This is a genomic window from Marvinbryantia formatexigens DSM 14469, from assembly GCF_025148285.1.
Lineage (GTDB): Bacteria > Bacillota > Clostridia > Lachnospirales > Lachnospiraceae > Marvinbryantia > Marvinbryantia formatexigens.
In genome coordinates this window covers 4,518,146-4,533,805 of the sequence record NZ_CP102268.1, presented here as the reverse complement: position 1 = coordinate 4,533,805, position 15,660 = coordinate 4,518,146, and the positions used below count along the sequence as shown (strand labels likewise).

Here is a 15,660-nt window from a genome sequence, read left to right as displayed (position 1 = left end):
GGCGATGGACTATACAGAAGCGAGGGCTTATCTGGCGGAGGCGGCAAAATCCGGGAGCGTGCTGGGGCTGGAAGCCATGCGGGCGCTGCTGTCGGAGCTTGGCGATCCGCAGGATAAGCTGAAATTCATTCATATCGCAGGGACAAACGGCAAGGGCTCCGTGCTGGCGTATGTTTCCACCATTCTGAAGGAGGCGGGCTATCGTGTGGGCAGGTATATTTCCCCGACGCTGTTTTCCTACCGGGAGCGCATCCAGGTAAATGAGATATATATTACGAAAGAAGCGCTCACAGAGCATACCTTCCGCGTCCGGGAGGCAGTCGGGCGCATGAAGGCGGCGGGGAATCCGCTGCCGACCGTATTTGAGATAGAGACAGCCATTGCGTTTTTATATTTTGTGCAGGAGGACTGCGATATTGTTGTGTTGGAGACCGGCATGGGCGGCGACACGGACGCTACAAACGCGGTACAGACGACGGTGCTGGAGATTCTGACTTCCATCAGCATGGATCATATGCAGTTCCTGGGCAATTCTCTGGCGGAGATCGCCGCGCACAAGGCGGGCATCATCAAGCCGGACACGGTGGTGGTGAGCGCCGCGCAGGAGCCGGAAGCCATGCGGGTGATAGAGGAGATTGCCGCAGGGCAGCGTGCGCAGCTTCGCATCGCGGACGCCGGCAGGGCAGAGGAGGTCGCTTACGGGCTTTTTGCCCAGCGCTTTTCCTGCGGCGGATATAAAAATCTGGAGATTCGCCTGGCGGGCACCTATCAGATCGCAAACGCCGTTGTCGCCGTGGAAGCGGTGCGGGCGCTGCAGGAGCTGGGCTTTCGGATTACGGAAGAGCAGCTCAGGCAGGGCCTTGCAAAGACCGTCTGGCGCGGACGCTTTACCGTGATATGCGACGAACCGCTTTTCATTGTCGACGGGGCGCACAACCGCGGCGCGGCAGAGCAGCTGCGGGAATCGATAAAGACGTATCTGGCGGGCAGGCGGATCATTGCCGTCTGCGGAGTGCTGAAGGATAAAGAATATGAGGCTGTGCTGCAGATAACGGCGCCGTACATAGACAGGATGATTACGATAGAGACGCCGGACAATCCGCGGGCGCTGCCGGCAGAGGAGCTGGCGCGGACGGCACAGAAATACATTCCGCATGTGGAGGCGGCAGAGAGCCTCGCGCAGGCGGTTGACCGGAGCTTTTCGGCGGCGGACAGGGAAGGGGACGTGATACTGGCGTTCGGTTCGCTGTCTTATCTGGGAGAAATGATAAAGGAGACAGAAAAATGGCGATGGACCAGGAAAAAATAAAGGAAGGCGTGAGGCTGATTCTGGAAGGAATCGGCGAGGATACTGGCCGCGAGGGGCTGATTGAGACGCCGGACCGCATTGCGCGCATGTACACGGAGATCGCGGGCGGCATGTACGAGGACGCCGGGAAGCATTTGGAGAAGCGCTTCCATGTAGACAATAATGATATGGTGATGGAAAAAGATATCACATTTTATTCCATGTGCGAGCATCATATGCTGCCGTTCTGGGGTAAGGCGCATGTGGCGTACGTGCCGGACGGCTGCGTGGTGGGATTAAGCAAGATCGCCCGCACGGTCAATGTGTTCGCCCGCAGGCTGCAGCTCCAGGAGCAGCTCACCGCGCAGGTGGCGGACGCCTTCATGGAGCACCTGGCGCCGCAGGGCGTCATGGTCATGGTGGAAGCGGAGCATATGTGCATGACGATGCGCGGCGTGAAAAAGCCGGGCACAAAGACGGTCACGGTGGTCACCCGCGGCGTTTTCGAGAACAATGAAGCGCTGCAGAACCAGTTCTACCGGATGCTGGGGCGATAGCGATGGAGCGTGTAAATGCGATACTGAAAAATGAGACGTACCAGTCGTATCTGCGGGAAATTGCGGTGTGCGAGGAAACGCGGATTTTCTGCCGTCACAATATGGGGCATTTTCTGGATGTGGCGCGGATCGCGCAGCTTCTGAATCTGGAGGAGGCGGTGGGAGTGCCAAAAGAGCTGATTTATGCGGCGGCGCTTCTGCACGATATCGGCAGGCATCTGCAGTACCGGGAAAAAATCCCGCACGAGCAGGCGAGCGCGCATCTGGCGCCGGAAATTCTGCGGGAGAGCGGCTTTTCGGAGACGGAGACGGAGGAGATCCTGGAGGCGATAAGGCGGCACCGGGATGCGTCCGTGCGCGGGGAAAAGAATCTTGCCGGGCTGATTTACCGGGCGGATAAGCTTTCCAGAAGCTGCTTTGCCTGCCCGGCAGAGCCGCAGTGCGACTGGAAGGAAGAAAAGAAAAATCGGAGGATTGTGCTATGAAAATCGGAAACCGCAAATTCCAGGAGACGGGACATACTTATATTATGGGGATTCTGAATGTGACGCCGGATTCCTTCTCGGACGGCGGGCGCTGGAATAATCCGGAGGCGGCGCTGGCGCACACGGAGCAGATGATCGCGGACGGCGCGGATATTATCGACATCGGCGGGGAATCCACCAGACCGGGCTACACGATGCTCTCTGACGAGGAGGAAATCGCCAGGGTGGTACCCATGATAGAGCTGGTAAAGGAAAAATTTGACATCCCCGTTTCGGTCGATACCTACAAAAGCGCGGTGGCGAAGGCGGCGCTGGCGGCGGGAGCGGACCTGGTAAACGATATCTGGGGGCTGAAATATGATCCGGCACTGGCGGGTGTCATCGCAGAGGCGGGCGTACCCTGCTGTCTGATGCATAACCGGCAGGCGGCGGATTATACAGATTTCCGGGCAGAGCTTTTAGCGGACCTGCGGGAGACGGTTGCCCTTGCGAAGGCGGCGGGCATCGCGGACGATAAGATCATACTGGATCCCGGCGTCGGCTTTGGCAAAACCTATGAGCATAACCTGACGGCAATCAACCATCTGGAGGAGCTGCAGGCGCTCGGCTATCCGGTGCTGCTCGGCACCTCGCGCAAGTCGGTGATCGGGCTGACGCTGGACCTTCCGGCGGCGGAGCGCGTGGAGGGCACGCTGGTGACGACCGTGTTCGGCGTGATGAAGCAGGCGATGTTTGTGCGCGTCCATGATGTAAAAGAAAACGCCAGGGCAATAAAAATGACGGAGGCTATTCTTCATGGATAAGATTACCATAAAAAATCTGGAGGTGTTTGCCCGGCACGGGGTTTTCCCGGAGGAGAACGCGCTCGGACAGAAATTTGTGCTTTCCGCGGAGCTTTTCACTGACACGCGCCTGGCGGGCAGGACGGATGAACTGGAATATTCCATTGATTATGGCAGTTTTAGTCAATATATGACTAAATTTATGCAGGAGCATACCTTCAGGCTGATTGAGGCGGCGGCGGAGCAGCTTGCGGAGGCGCTGCTTCTTGCATTTCCCCGCCTGCAGGCGGTGCGGCTGGAGATAAAGAAGCCGTGGGCGCCCATCCATCTGCCGCTGGAGACGGTGAGTGTGGAGATCATGCGCGGCTGGCATACGGCGTATATCGCGCTCGGCTCCAATATGGGAGATAAGAAAGCTTATCTGGACGGTGCGGTGCAGGCGCTGCGGGATACAAAGGGCTGCCGGGTAACGGCGGTGGCGGATTATATTGTCACAGCGCCCTACGGCGGTGTGGAGCAGGACGATTTTCTGAACGGCGCACTTGCGCTGCAGACGCTGCTTACGCCGCAGGAGCTGCTTGCGCGTCTCCATGAGATCGAGGCGGCGGCAGGGCGGGAGCGCATCGTCCGCTGGGGACCGCGCACGCTCGATCTGGACATTCTCCTCTATGATGACCAGGTAATCGACACGGAGGAGCTGACGGTTCCGCATAAAGAGCTGCACCTGCGGGAGTTTGTGCTGGTCCCGCTGGCGCAGATCGCGCCGCATGTGCGGCATCCGCTGCTGAAAAAGACGATAGAGGAACTGAAGACGGAGGTGGTCAGATGACAGATTTATCAGCTTTGCGGGAGGAAATAGACGCGATTGACCAGCAGATCGTCACACTCTATGAAAAGAGGATGGCGGTCTGCGAGGAGGTGGCGGAGTATAAGATACAGACCGGAAAAAAGGTCTTTGACAAGGAGCGGGAGGACGCCAAGATCGCTACTCTTACGGCGATGACGCACAGCTCCTTTAACGGACATGCGGTTGAGGAGCTGTTCCGGCAGATTATGTCCATCAGCAGAAAAAGACAGTACCAGCTTCTCACGCGCGAGGGCGTGATCGGCAGGCTGTCGTTCACGCAGGTGGAAGAGATTGAACGGGAGAATGTCCGCGTCGTTTTCCAGGGCGTGGAGGGCGCCTACGCCCAGGCGGCGATGAAGGCATATTTCGGGGATAAGGTCAGCTCCTTTGCGGTGGCAAAGTGGCGCGATGCGCTGGAGGCAATCGCGGAGGGCATGGCGGATTTCGCCGTGCTGCCGATAGAAAATTCCACGGCGGGTTTCGTCAGCGAAATCTACGACCTTCTGATGAAATACGACGACTATATTGTCGGGGAGCAGATCATCCGCGTCGAGCATGTGCTTCTGGGACTGCCGGGGGCGAAGCTTTCCGGTATCCGGACCGTGTATTCGCATGAGCAGGGGCTGATGCAGTGCGAGGAATTTTTAAACGGACACCGCGACTGGCAGCAGGAGGCGGTGGACAATACGGCGATGGCGGCAAAGAAGGTCGCAAAGGAGCAGGACGCGTCGCAGGCGGCGATTGCAAGCGCCTTTGCGGGAGAGGTGTTCGGGCTGGAGATCTTAAAAGAGCATATCAGCACCAGCGCTGGCAATTCCACGCGGTTTATTATCGTCTCGAACCAGCGCATTTTCCAGAAGGACGCCAACAAAATCAGTATCTGCTTTGAAGCGCCGCACAGGAGCGGGGCGCTGTACAATATCTTATCGCATTTTATTTACAACAATCTGAACATGAGTAAGATTGAATCGCGCCCGATACCGGAGCGGAACTGGGAATACCGGTTTTTCGTGGACGTGGAGGGCAATTTAAACGACAGCGCAGTGAAAAACGCGCTGCGCGGCATTACGGAGGAAGCGGCAAACGTGAAAATCCTCGGAAATTATTATGGAGGGAATGTATGACCGGAAGTACAAGAGTGGAAGAACTGCTGTTATACCGCAGATTTAAGGACGCCAAAATCTTTGACGATATGGTCTGGGTAATAGAAAACCTGGATTATGACGGCAAAGAGAAGTATGGAATGGATACGCTGCGCGCGTCCTACTATGACTGCATCAGCGCTCTGGTAGAAATGGCAGGCAGCTATGGCTTTGAGGGAAACCTCTGGCACACCTATCTGACTTACCTGCTGGTAAATCATGAGAATGTGTTCAGCACCGCCTGTGAGATCGTGGGGGCTGTGGAGGGCAGCATCAACGATATCGCGAAGCATGATTTTGAAATTTTCCGCGGTCTGTACGCATTTGATTTAAATGAGATTGAGGAAAAGACCGGCGTATACGCAATGCGCTATCTGATGCGCTACCGCAATACGGAGCGCTGCAGCAAAACCTTTAACAGGCGCATCCGGGACCGCATCTGCAGTCTGACGGTGGCGCTGGAGCAGTCGCGGGATGTGGATGAATTTATGGAACATATGGTAGAGTTTTACCGCGATTTCGGCGTCGGCAAGCTTGGTCTGCACAAGGCGTTCCGGATAGAGCACACAGAGGAGGGAGTGGAGATCCTGCCAATCAAAAATATCGCCCATGTGCGCCTGGACGACCTGGTGGGCTATGAGATTGCGAAGAAAAAGCTGCTCGCGAACACGGAAGCTTTTGTGAGCGGGCGAAAGGCAAACAACTGTCTGCTCTTTGGAGACGCGGGCACCGGCAAGTCCTCCAGCATCAAGGGCATCCTGAACCAGTATTACGAGCGGGGGCTGCGCATCATTGAAATCTACAAGCATCAGTTCCAGGACCTGAACGACGTGATTGCCCAGATAAAAAATCGCAATTATAAGTTTATTATTTACATGGATGACTTGTCTTTTGAGGATTTTGAGATAGAATATAAGTATCTGAAGGCGGTGATCGAGGGCGGTCTGGAGAAAAAGCCGGACAACGTGCTGATCTACGCGACGTCCAACCGCCGCCATCTGGTAAGGGAAAAATTCAGCGACAAGGAAGAGCGCAGGGACGACCTGCATTCCTCCGATACTGTGCAGGAAAAGCTCTCGCTGGTCAACCGGTTCGGCGTCCAGATTTTCTTCTGCGCGCCGGATAAAAAGGAATTCCAGAATATTGTCCGGATACTGGCGGAGAAAAACGGCATCCGGATGCCGGAGGAGGAGCTGCTGGAGGAGGCAAACAAGTGGGAGCTGTCCCACGGCGGGCTTTCCGGCAGAACGGCGCAGCAGTTTATCGACTATCTGCTCGGACAGGTATGCTGATTTTCTGCATTACAAAGAAGCAAGGAGAAAATGTGACATGGCAGTGAAAATGTTTGCATCCATCGATGTGGGTTCCTACGAGATAGGAATGAAAATCTTTGAGTTTCCGGCGCGGCACGAAATGAAGGAGATCGACTGTGTGCGCTGCCGCCTGGAGCTTGGAAAAGACACCTTTAATACCGGGAAAATCAGCGTCCGGAAGCTGGAGGAGCTCTGCCGCGTTCTGAACGATTTTGTGCGGATCATGAACGGCTACAGGGTGACGTCCTACCGCGCCTGCGCGACCAGCTCCGTGCGGGAGGCGGATAACCGTATGCTGGTTCTGGAGCAGGTGAAGCGGGTGACGGGGCTTAACCTGGAGATTCTCGACAACTCCGAGCAGCGCTTTCTGGACTATAAGTCCATCGCGTTCGGGGAAAAGGAATTTCCCAGAATCATCCAGAACGGAACGGCAATCGTGGATGTGAGCGGCGGAAGTATCCAGATCAGTCTTTTTGACAATGACAAGCTGGTGACCACGCAGAACATCCGCATGGGATATCTGCGTATCCGTGAAAAAATGGCGGATTTTGTGCGCCAGACCCTGCACATGGAGGAAATGGCGGAGGAGCTGATCAACAACGAGCTTGCCAGCTTTAAAAAGATGTACTTAAAGGACCGCGAGATTAAAAATCTGATTGTGGCGGGCGATTATATCCTGCAGCTTCTGGGCAGACCGGTCGTGGATGCATCGCAGTACATGGAAATGTACCAGAGGGTGATTGAAATGCGCCCGGAGGAGATTGCGCACCAGTACGGGATTCCGTCCGAGAGCGCTTCCCTGATTCTGCCGTCTGTCATCATTTATAAGCGTCTGATCGAAGAGACGGGAGCGCAGACCATCTGGATGCCGGGGCTTAGCCTGAGCGACGGCATTGCATATGATTACGCGCAGAGAAACCGGCTTATAAGGGCGGAGCATAATTTTGACGACGATATCATTGCCGCGGCGCGGATTATTGCGAAGCGCTACCAGTGCAATAAGAGCCACATCAAAAATCTGGAAAGCCTGGCGCTGCCGATTTTTGATAAGATAAAAAAATTCTCCGGGCTGGACGCCAGACAGCGGCTGCTTCTGCAGATTGCGGTGATTCTGCACAGCTGCGGAAAGTATATCAATTTATCCGACGGGGCGGAGTGCTCCTACAGCATCATCATGGCGACGGAAATTATCGGACTGTCCAGCAAGGAGCGCCGGGTGATTGCCAATGTGGTAAAATACAATACGCTTGATTTTACATACGGGGATATTATGATGCAGCCGGGGCTGGGTGAGAAGGAGTATCTGCTTATCATGAAGCTGACGGCGATCCTGCGCGTGGCGAACGCCCTGGACCGCAGCCACAAGCAGAAATTCAGCCAGGTGCGTTTTACCCTGAAGGAGGAGGAGCTCCTGATTCACGTGGAGACCACGGAGGATATCACGCTGGAGAAGGGACTGTTTCCGCCGAAGGCGGATTATTTTGAAGAGGTATTTCATATCCGGCCGGTTATCCGGCAGAAAAAGACGATGTAGGAGGGAATTGCAATGGAAATGGATTTCACGAAACCGGAATATTACCGGAACCGGGAGGATAGCTGGATCAGCTTTAACGAGCGTGTTTTAAGCGAGGCGCGCGATAAAAGCATCCCTCTTTTTGAGCGTCTGAAATTCCTGAGTATTACCGCCTCAAATTTCGATGAATTTTTTATGATCCGCGTCGCTTCCCTGAAGGATATGGTACATGCGGGCTACAGCAAGCGCGATATCGCTGGGATGACGGCTTCCGAGCAGCTTGAGGTGATCTTAAAGCGCGTGCAGGAGGTGGTGGCGCTGCAGTATTCCACCTACAACCGTTCGCTGCTGCCGGCGCTGAAGCAGCAGGGGCTGGAGGTCATCACGAAGCACGAGGATTTAAACCGCGAGCAGAAGGCGTATGTGGACCGCTATTTTGAGGAAAATGTATATCCGGTCCTCACGCCGATGGCGATGGATTCCTCGCGGCCGTTCCCGCTTATCCGCAACAAGACTCTGAATATCGGCGCGTTGATCTCTAAGAAGGAGGAGGGGCAGAAGGAGGCTTCCACGCAGTTTGCGACGGTACAGGTGCCTTCTGTGCTTCCGCGCATCATCGAGCTGCCGGGAGGAAAAAGCGGGGTGCGCACTGTCATTCTGCTGGAGGAGATCATCGAGCGCAACATCGGAAAGCTGTTTTTAAGCTACGACGTTGTCTGCGCACACCCCTACCGCATCATGCGCAACGCCGATTTGACCATTGATGAGGACGAGGCGGCGGATCTTCTGAAGGAAATCCAGAGGCAGCTGAAAAAGCGTCAGTGGGGCGAGGTCATCCGTCTGGAGGTGGAGGACGGTATGGATAAGCAGCTCCTTAAGATTCTGAAAAAGGAATTTAACATAAAGGGGGACGATGTGTTCCACATCAGCGGACCGCTGGACCTGACATTCCTGATGAAGATGTATGGTCTGGAGGGCTTCGACCATCTGAAGAATAAGCCGTATGTCCCGCAGCCGGTTCCGGCGCTGATGGACTGCAGCGATATTTTTTCCGCCATCCGCGAGGGCAATATCCTGCTGCATCATCCGTATATGACGTTTGACCCGGTGGTGGATTTTGTGCGCCAGGCGGCGAAGGACCCGGATGTGCTCGCCATCAAGCAGACGCTCTACCGCGTCAGCGGCAATTCGCCGATTATCGCGGCGCTTGCGCAGGCGGCGGAGAACGGCAAGCAGGTTTCCGTTCTGGTGGAGCTGAAGGCGCGCTTCGATGAGGAAAACAACATTGTCTGGGCAAAGATGCTGGAGAAAGCGGGCTGCCATGTCATTTATGGTCTGGTGGGTCTGAAAACGCACTGCAAGATTACGCTGGTGGTGCGCCGGGAGGAGGACGGCATCCGCCGGTATGTGCACCTCGGCACCGGAAATTACAACGATTCCACGGCAAAGCTTTACACGGACTGCGGACTGCTGACGTGCTCGGAGGCAATCGGGGAGGATGCGACAGCGGTGTTTAATATGCTGTCAGGCTATTCGGAGCCGAGACACTGGAACCGTCTGGCGCTTGCGCCCATCTGGCTGCGCAATCGCTTTGCGGAGCTGATAAGCCGGGAGACGGAGCACGCTCTGGCGGGTGAACCGGCGCACATCATCGCAAAGATGAATTCCTTATGCGACAAGGAAATCATCGCCCGGCTCTATGAGGCGTCGGCGGCGGGTGTGAAGATCGAGCTGATCATCCGCGGCATCTGCTGTCTGAAGACGGGCATTCCGGGCGTCAGCGAAAATATTACCGTGCGCTCGATCGTGGGCAATTTCCTGGAGCATGCGCGCATTTTCTATTTTTACAATAACGGACAGCCGGAAATCTTTATGGGCAGTGCGGACTGGATGCCGCGCAACCTCGATAAGCGTGTGGAAATCCTCTTCCCGCTGGAGAACGACGAGATTAAGGAGGAAGCGTACCACATCCTGCAGATTCAGCTTGCGGATAACGTCAAGGCGCATATCCTGCAGCCGGACGGCACCTATGAGAAGATTGACAAGCGCGGCAAGGTACTTTTGTGCGCGCAGGATTATTTCTGTAAAGAAGCGGTGGAGCGGGCGAAAAGACCGGAGGATTCCGTGCACGACCGCGTCTTTATCCCGGCGGAGCCGGCAGTGGAGGAATAGGGTATGCTGGATAATCACGCGCCGCGCGGTGCGAAATATTATCTGAAATACTGGCTGCTGTACAGCGTGCTGTTTGCCGTGGTGACGGCGGGCGTATTTCTGGTGCTGATTCTGCAGGGAAGAAGCTTTGTCTGGTATTCCGACGCGGTGTCGCAGTATGTGCCGCGGGCGGCGTATTTCGGGACGAAAACGCGGGAGGTGCTCGCCGGGTTCCTGGAGGGGGATTTTTCCATCCCCACCTATGATTTCACGCTTGGCATGGGAAATACTATCCCTCTGCACTTTGAGCCGCTGTACTGGGTGTTCCTGCTGTTTGACGCGTCGCAGGCGGAGCTTGCCTACGGCGTTGTGCTCCTTCTGCGGTTTTATTTCGCCGGACTGTCCATGTCGGTGTTTCTGTTTTATTTCCGGAACGGATGGACGGCGGCATTGATCGGCAGTTTTTCTTATATTTACTGCGGCTACGGGCTGTGGGCATGTATGCGGCACGCGCATTTTCTGTACGGGCTGATTATGCTGCCGCTGTGCATTCTGGCGCTGGAGGAGCTTTATCGTCATAAGCGCTGGTATCTGTGCACGCTGGTGGTGTGGATCCACCTCTGGTGCGGATATTATTTTCTGTATATCAATACCCTCGCCACGGCGGTGTATTTTCTGCTGCGCTTTTTCCACGATAAGGAGCACCGCACCTTCCGGGAATTCTGGAAGAAGCTTGGCATGATTGCCGGCTCCTATCTGCTGGGCGTGGCGATCGGAAACGGCACGCTGATAGATTCCTTCGCTTCCTATCTGACGAGCGGGCGCACGGAGGCGGTGGATTACGGCAGCAGCGCAAACTTCCTCTTTTACGGCTGGAAGTGGCCGCTGAGTTTTTTCCGTGATTTTCTGACGGCGGGCCGCGGACCGGGCAACTGGCTGCGGCTGGGCTATATTCCGCTGATTTATGTCGGGCTGGTGGTGCTGTTTCTGCGCAAAGGCAGGAAGCTTCTGAAATCTACCGTGCTCACGGGAACGGTGTTCCTGATGATTCCGGCGGTGGCGTTTGTGTTCAGCGGCTTCAGCAATATTAACAACCGCTGGAGCTACGTCTATTCGTTTGCGCTGTCGGCGGCACTGGCGTTTGTGATAAAGGATATCCGGGAGCTGACAAAAAAAGAGCGGCGGATAGTGGTTCTGGCGTCCCTGCCCTTTCTGGTGCTGTTTGCGGCGGAGGTACTTTTCTCGCATGGAAAGAACCGCTATATTGCGCTGGTGTCCGGGGTGGTGCTGGTGCTGACGCTGGTTGTCGTGCTGCTTTTTTGTCCGGCGGACGAACTGGCAGATTCTTCTGAAAATGCGGCAGGCGGCTCTTCCGGAGGTCCGGCGGGCTTTTCCGGAAATGCAGCAGGCGGCTCTTCAGGAGGTCCGGCAGGCTTTTTCGGAAATGCAGCAGGCGTTTTTTCCGGAAATATGGAAGCACAGCAGGAGCGCCTGCAGAGCCGGCGGCTTCGCAGGTGGAGGATACCGGGGACGGACCGGCTTGCCGGAGGAGCTCTGGTGGCGCTGACGGTCGTTTCTCTCTGGTGTTACGGACTGGAGACCTTTGCGCCGCGGATGGAGAATTACGCCTCGGAATTTCCAAAAGCGGGGACGGTGGTGGAGGGCATCACGCAAATGCCGCTCGCGGCGCTGGAGGACGTGGAGGACGATTCGTTTTACCGCGCGGCGACAAAAAAGGTAAACCGCAAGATTCAGGGAGCGGCGCAGTTTTTGGATTATAACGGCACAGTCTGGTATTCCAGCACCACGAGCAGAATCATGCAGGACTATTATCTGCAGATGGGTGTGAGCACCTGGAGCGGCGTGCGCCTGAAGGGTTTTGACGGCAGGACGTTTCTGGATACGCTGGCGTGCGTGAAGTATTATGCGCTTGATAAGGAGACGGAGTACGATTTGCCCTACGGCTATAAAAAAGTGCTGGAGACAGAGAAAAACGGCAAAACCTACGAGGTCTTTGAAAATGAAATGGCGCTGCCCATCGGTTATACATACGACACGGTAATCAGTGAGGAGGAGCTGCTCGCCTACGAAGTGCCGGAGCGTCAGGAGGTGCTGATGCAGGCGGCGTCGCTGGAGAGCGCTGCGGGCACGCAGGCAGAATCTGCGGACACGTCGGACATAAAAGGCGCCAGTGACGCGGGCGCGCAGGCAGAATCTGCGGACACGGTGAACATAAAAGGCGCCAGTGACGCGGGTGCGCAGGCAGAATCTGCAGATATGTCGGACATAAAAGGCGCCAGGAGCGCGTCCGCACAGGCGGAATCTGCAGATACGGCGGATATAAAGTCTGCGGACGGCGCCGTGCAGATTACCGGGCAGATGGCGGAGATTACGGGAGAGACCTGCGAAAATGTGACCGTCGGGGACGGTGTGCTTACGATACAGTATAAAAAGGGAGAGGAAGCCACGCTCACGCTGGATTACAGTGGGACGGAAAATTCCGAGGTCTATCTGTATATCCGGGGACTTCAATATGAAGACGGCTACAGCGCCTCCTTTGAGTACGAATGTGGAAAGTACAGCAATACCTACAGTCTGCACGGCGTGGAAAATCCCTATTATTCGGGGCAGAAGGACTATCTGTTCAACCTCGGTTATCACGAGGAGGCGGACGGTACCTGCCGGATTACCTTCACAGAGGGAAAAAGCCTGCGGTTTGACGACATTCAGATTTACTGTCAGCCGATGGACAATATGAAGGACTACACGGATGCGCTGAAGGAAAATGTGCTGGAAAATGTGGAGATACAGACAAATTGTGTGAAGGGAGATATCTCGCTGGAAGAGGAAAAGCTTCTGGTGCTTTCCATCCCGTACCAGAACGGCTGGACCGCTTATGTGGACGGGCAGAAGACGGAAATAGAGAAGGCGAACCTTATGTACATGGGAATCTGGCTGGAGCCGGGCGGGCACACCATTGAGCTGCGCTACCGGATGCCGGGAATGCGCATCGGTGTGGGCGTCTCCATCGCCGCGTTTCTGATTTTCATTCTGCTGCTTCTTAAGGCACGGAGGCGGCGCCAGGTATCGGAGGGATCTGTTTAGCGCCAATCGAAAAGGTTACTGTGAACGGAGTGAACAGTAACGCGGATGAGGAATATTTTGAGGAGGAAGAGAAAAAATGCTGCACAGCATCATTATTCCGTGTTATAATTCAGACAGGACAATCCGCAGGGTTGTTGAGATGACCATGAAGGAAATGGAGCGTCTTGGCAGAAACGAATATGAATTTGTGCTGGTGGATGATTATTCCCCCAACAATCCGAAGACCATCAACGAGCTGCGCGCACTGGCGGAGGAATACGACTGTGTGCGGGTAATCGAGCTTGCTTTTAACAGCGGACAGCATAACGCTGTGATGGCGGGGCTGAATTATGCGGAGGGGGATATTCTGATTGCGATGGATGATGACGGGCAGACGCATCCCTCCCAGCTTCAGTATCTGTTTGCGGAGTTTGACAAGGGCTATGACATCGTTTACGGATATTACGAGCAGAAAAAGCAGAGCCCGTTCCGTAACTTCGGAAGCTATGTCAATTATATGACGGTGCGCTGGCTGATTGGAAAGCCGAAAGATATGAAAACGTCGAGCTACTGGGTGATACGCCGGTTTGTGCGGGATGCGGTCATCCGCTACGAGAGCCCGTTTACGCATCTGCAGGGGCTGTTTCTGCGCACGACAAAGAATATCAGCAGCGTGCCTATCCAGCATTTTAAGCGCGAGGTCGGACAGTCAAATTATACGATGAAAAAGCTGCTTCAGCTCTGGTCGAATATCATGGGCTTCTCAGTTGTGCCGCTGCGGCTGGCGACGAGGCTTGGCTGCCTGTTTTCCGTAATCGGGCTGATCGGCGTGATTGCGGTCATTATTAATAAAATGACACATCCGGCAGTTCCGATCGGCTGGTCTACGATGGTGGCCGCTGTGTGCTTTTTCTCCGGTGTGATTCTGCTGTTTATGGGACTTATCGGGGAGTACATCGGCAGGATGTTCCTGGTGGTGCAGCGCTCGCCGCAATTTGTTGTACGAAAGGTTTATGGAAGGAAAGGGAAAACAAACGATGAAGAAAATCATGATTCTGGGTGCGGGGATTTATCAGGTTCCGCTGATCCGGACGGCAAAGCGTCTGGGGATTTATGCGATCGCGGTGAGCATTCCCGGTAATTATCCGGGCTTTGCACTGGCGGACAAGGTATATTACGAAAATACGACGGACTGGGAAAAGATTCTGGAGATTGCAAAGGAAGAGAAAATCGACGGGATTGTGACAGCGGGGACAGACGTTGCCGTTATCACGATTGGCAAAGTCTGTGACGCGCTGGGGCTGTGCGGGCTTTCCTGCCGTGGCGCGACCATTGCGACCAATAAGCTGCTGATGAAAGAGGTCTATGAGAAAAACGGCGTGCGGACGGCGAAGTACCGCAAGATTGCCTTTGACGCGCCGGATGTGTATGAGAAGATTGACGAGCTTTCCCTGCCGCTGATTTTTAAGGCGGTGGATTCTTCCGGAAGCCGCGGAATCACGCGGGTGGACCGCCGGGAGGATTTCGCGGAGGCGATCGCGCTGGCGAAGAAATATACCAGGAAGGATTATTTTATTGTCGAAGAGTTTATCGAGGGAGAGGAATTCGGCGCGCAGGCGTTTGTTTACCAGGGGAAGGTGCAGTTTATCATGCCGCACGGCGATTACGTGTTCCACGGGGATACCGGCGTGCCCATCGGGCATTTTGTGCCCTACGAGCTGGACGACGCGGTCATCGAGGACGCCAAGGAGCAGCTCCGTCTGGCGATTGCGGCGATGGAGCTGGATAACTGCGCCATCAATGCTGACTTTATTCTGAAGGATAACAAGACGTATGTCCTGGAAATCGGCGGACGCTCCGGTGCGACCTGCCTGGCGGAATCGGTTTCCATTTACTACGGCTTTGATTATTATGAGAAGATTCTTCTGGCGGCGCTCGGCGAGAAGAATCTGGACTTTACCGGTCACGCGCAGGTGCCAAACGCCAGTCATCTGCTGATGAGCGACCGGGACGGCGTTATCCGCTCGATTACCAACCGCAACGGGGAAAACCCGGACATCTACGAGATTCTGTTCGACCACGGGGTGGGGGAGAAGGTGGAAAAATTCCGCATCGGACCGCATCGCATCGGGCATGTGGTCACAAAGGGCGAGACGCTGGAAAAAGCAGTCGCTTTGCTGCACGAGACGATGGATAATATTGAAATAGAAGTAGAAGGTTAAAGAGATAAAAAGTGCCGGCTCATGCCGGAATCCGCCTGCCTGGTATCCGCCGCAGACACGTTGCCGCTTTTGATTTTGCTGCGCCGCTTATTGACAGCTTTCTTCGCTGACTCGCCTGCTCTGCAGGCTCAGACACGCTCCGAAAGCTGTCGCTGTGCTCGCAAAATCTGCAGCGGCTGCCTATCGTCTGCTTCGGATACCAGGCAGGCGGATTCCCTGCAGCGGTCTGCTTTTTGTTGCCATGTATACGACAAAAACGTCCAGTGGACGTTTTTT

The 15,660-nt window shown here is 55.2% G+C and carries 12 protein-coding genes; all 12 read left to right on the top strand.

The features are described from left to right. Positions 1-4 precede the first annotated feature (4 nt). The 12 genes from NQ534_RS21200 (at position 5) to NQ534_RS21145 (ending at position 15,384) form a co-directional block, all read left to right on the top strand. Positions 5-1,309 (top strand): bifunctional folylpolyglutamate synthase/dihydrofolate synthase, encoded by a 1,305-nt coding sequence (locus tag NQ534_RS21200; RefSeq protein WP_040785306.1) that lies wholly within the window; start codon positions 5-7, stop codon positions 1,307-1,309. After that, complete coding sequence (gene folE / locus NQ534_RS21195) at positions 1,291-1,845, top strand: GTP cyclohydrolase I FolE (protein WP_040785307.1); 555 nt, start codon at positions 1,291-1,293, stop codon at positions 1,843-1,845. The genes NQ534_RS21200 and folE overlap by 19 nt, the downstream gene beginning before the upstream one ends. Before the next feature lie 2 nt (positions 1,846-1,847). After that, entirely contained in the window at positions 1,848-2,330 is a 483-nt protein-coding gene (locus NQ534_RS21190; protein ID WP_006864232.1) for an HD domain-containing protein, read from the top strand. Continuing rightward, on the top strand, positions 2,327-3,133 hold the full coding sequence (gene folP, locus NQ534_RS21185; protein ID WP_006864233.1) for a dihydropteroate synthase: 807 nt from the start codon (positions 2,327-2,329) through the stop codon (positions 3,131-3,133). The genes NQ534_RS21190 and folP overlap by 4 nt, the downstream gene beginning before the upstream one ends. Continuing rightward, on the top strand, positions 3,126-3,941 hold the full coding sequence (gene folK / locus NQ534_RS21180) for a 2-amino-4-hydroxy-6-hydroxymethyldihydropteridine diphosphokinase (protein ID WP_006864234.1): 816 nt from the start codon (positions 3,126-3,128) through the stop codon (positions 3,939-3,941). The genes folP and folK overlap by 8 nt, the downstream gene beginning before the upstream one ends. After that, the gene (gene pheA / locus NQ534_RS21175) at positions 3,938-5,083 is read left to right on the top strand and encodes a prephenate dehydratase (protein WP_006864235.1); all 1,146 of its coding nucleotides are present in this window, start codon (positions 3,938-3,940) and stop codon (positions 5,081-5,083) included. The genes folK and pheA overlap by 4 nt, the downstream gene beginning before the upstream one ends. Beyond that, positions 5,080-6,393: an ATP-binding protein gene (locus NQ534_RS21170; protein ID WP_006864236.1), complete on the top strand. Its 1,314-nt coding sequence runs from the start codon at positions 5,080-5,082 to the stop codon at positions 6,391-6,393. The genes pheA and NQ534_RS21170 overlap by 4 nt, the downstream gene beginning before the upstream one ends. Positions 6,394-6,430: 37 nt before the next feature. Continuing rightward, complete coding sequence (locus NQ534_RS21165; protein ID WP_006864237.1) at positions 6,431-7,948, top strand: Ppx/GppA phosphatase family protein; 1,518 nt, start codon at positions 6,431-6,433, stop codon at positions 7,946-7,948. A 12-nt stretch (positions 7,949-7,960) separates the two neighbouring features. Beyond that, positions 7,961-10,099: an RNA degradosome polyphosphate kinase gene (locus NQ534_RS21160; protein WP_006864238.1), complete on the top strand. Its 2,139-nt coding sequence runs from the start codon at positions 7,961-7,963 to the stop codon at positions 10,097-10,099. Positions 10,100-10,102: 3 nt separating this feature from the next. Next, positions 10,103-13,183, top strand: coding sequence for a YfhO family protein (locus NQ534_RS21155; protein ID WP_006864239.1), 3,081 nt, complete (start codon positions 10,103-10,105; stop codon positions 13,181-13,183). 76 nt (positions 13,184-13,259) lie between these two features. Beyond that, the gene (locus tag NQ534_RS21150; RefSeq protein WP_006864240.1) at positions 13,260-14,303 is read left to right on the top strand and encodes a glycosyltransferase; all 1,044 of its coding nucleotides are present in this window, start codon (positions 13,260-13,262) and stop codon (positions 14,301-14,303) included. Continuing rightward, complete coding sequence (locus NQ534_RS21145; protein ID WP_040785298.1) at positions 14,200-15,384, top strand: ATP-grasp domain-containing protein; 1,185 nt, start codon at positions 14,200-14,202, stop codon at positions 15,382-15,384. The genes NQ534_RS21150 and NQ534_RS21145 overlap by 104 nt, the downstream gene beginning before the upstream one ends. The last annotated feature ends 276 nt before the right edge of the window (positions 15,385-15,660 follow it).

Excerpts from the sequence above, each read along its gene's own strand:
- NQ534_RS21200 (WP_040785306.1), top strand. The coding sequence starts at position 5 with ATGGACTATACAGAAGCGAGGGCTTATCTGGCGGAGGCGGCAAAATCC.
- folE (WP_040785307.1), top strand. The coding sequence starts at position 1,291 with ATGGACCAGGAAAAAATAAAGGAAGGCGTGAGGCTGATTCTGGAAGGA.
- NQ534_RS21190 (WP_006864232.1), top strand. The coding sequence starts at position 1,848 with ATGGAGCGTGTAAATGCGATACTGAAAAATGAGACGTACCAGTCGTAT.
- folP (WP_006864233.1), top strand. The coding sequence starts at position 2,327 with ATGAAAATCGGAAACCGCAAATTCCAGGAGACGGGACATACTTATATT.
- folK (WP_006864234.1), top strand. The coding sequence starts at position 3,126 with ATGGATAAGATTACCATAAAAAATCTGGAGGTGTTTGCCCGGCACGGG.
- pheA (WP_006864235.1), top strand. The coding sequence starts at position 3,938 with ATGACAGATTTATCAGCTTTGCGGGAGGAAATAGACGCGATTGACCAG.
- NQ534_RS21170 (WP_006864236.1), top strand. The coding sequence starts at position 5,080 with ATGACCGGAAGTACAAGAGTGGAAGAACTGCTGTTATACCGCAGATTT.
- NQ534_RS21165 (WP_006864237.1), top strand. The coding sequence starts at position 6,431 with ATGGCAGTGAAAATGTTTGCATCCATCGATGTGGGTTCCTACGAGATA.
- NQ534_RS21160 (WP_006864238.1), top strand. The coding sequence starts at position 7,961 with ATGGAAATGGATTTCACGAAACCGGAATATTACCGGAACCGGGAGGAT.
- NQ534_RS21155 (WP_006864239.1), top strand. The coding sequence starts at position 10,103 with ATGCTGGATAATCACGCGCCGCGCGGTGCGAAATATTATCTGAAATAC.
- NQ534_RS21150 (WP_006864240.1), top strand. The coding sequence starts at position 13,260 with ATGCTGCACAGCATCATTATTCCGTGTTATAATTCAGACAGGACAATC.
- NQ534_RS21145 (WP_040785298.1), top strand. The coding sequence starts at position 14,200 with ATGAAGAAAATCATGATTCTGGGTGCGGGGATTTATCAGGTTCCGCTG.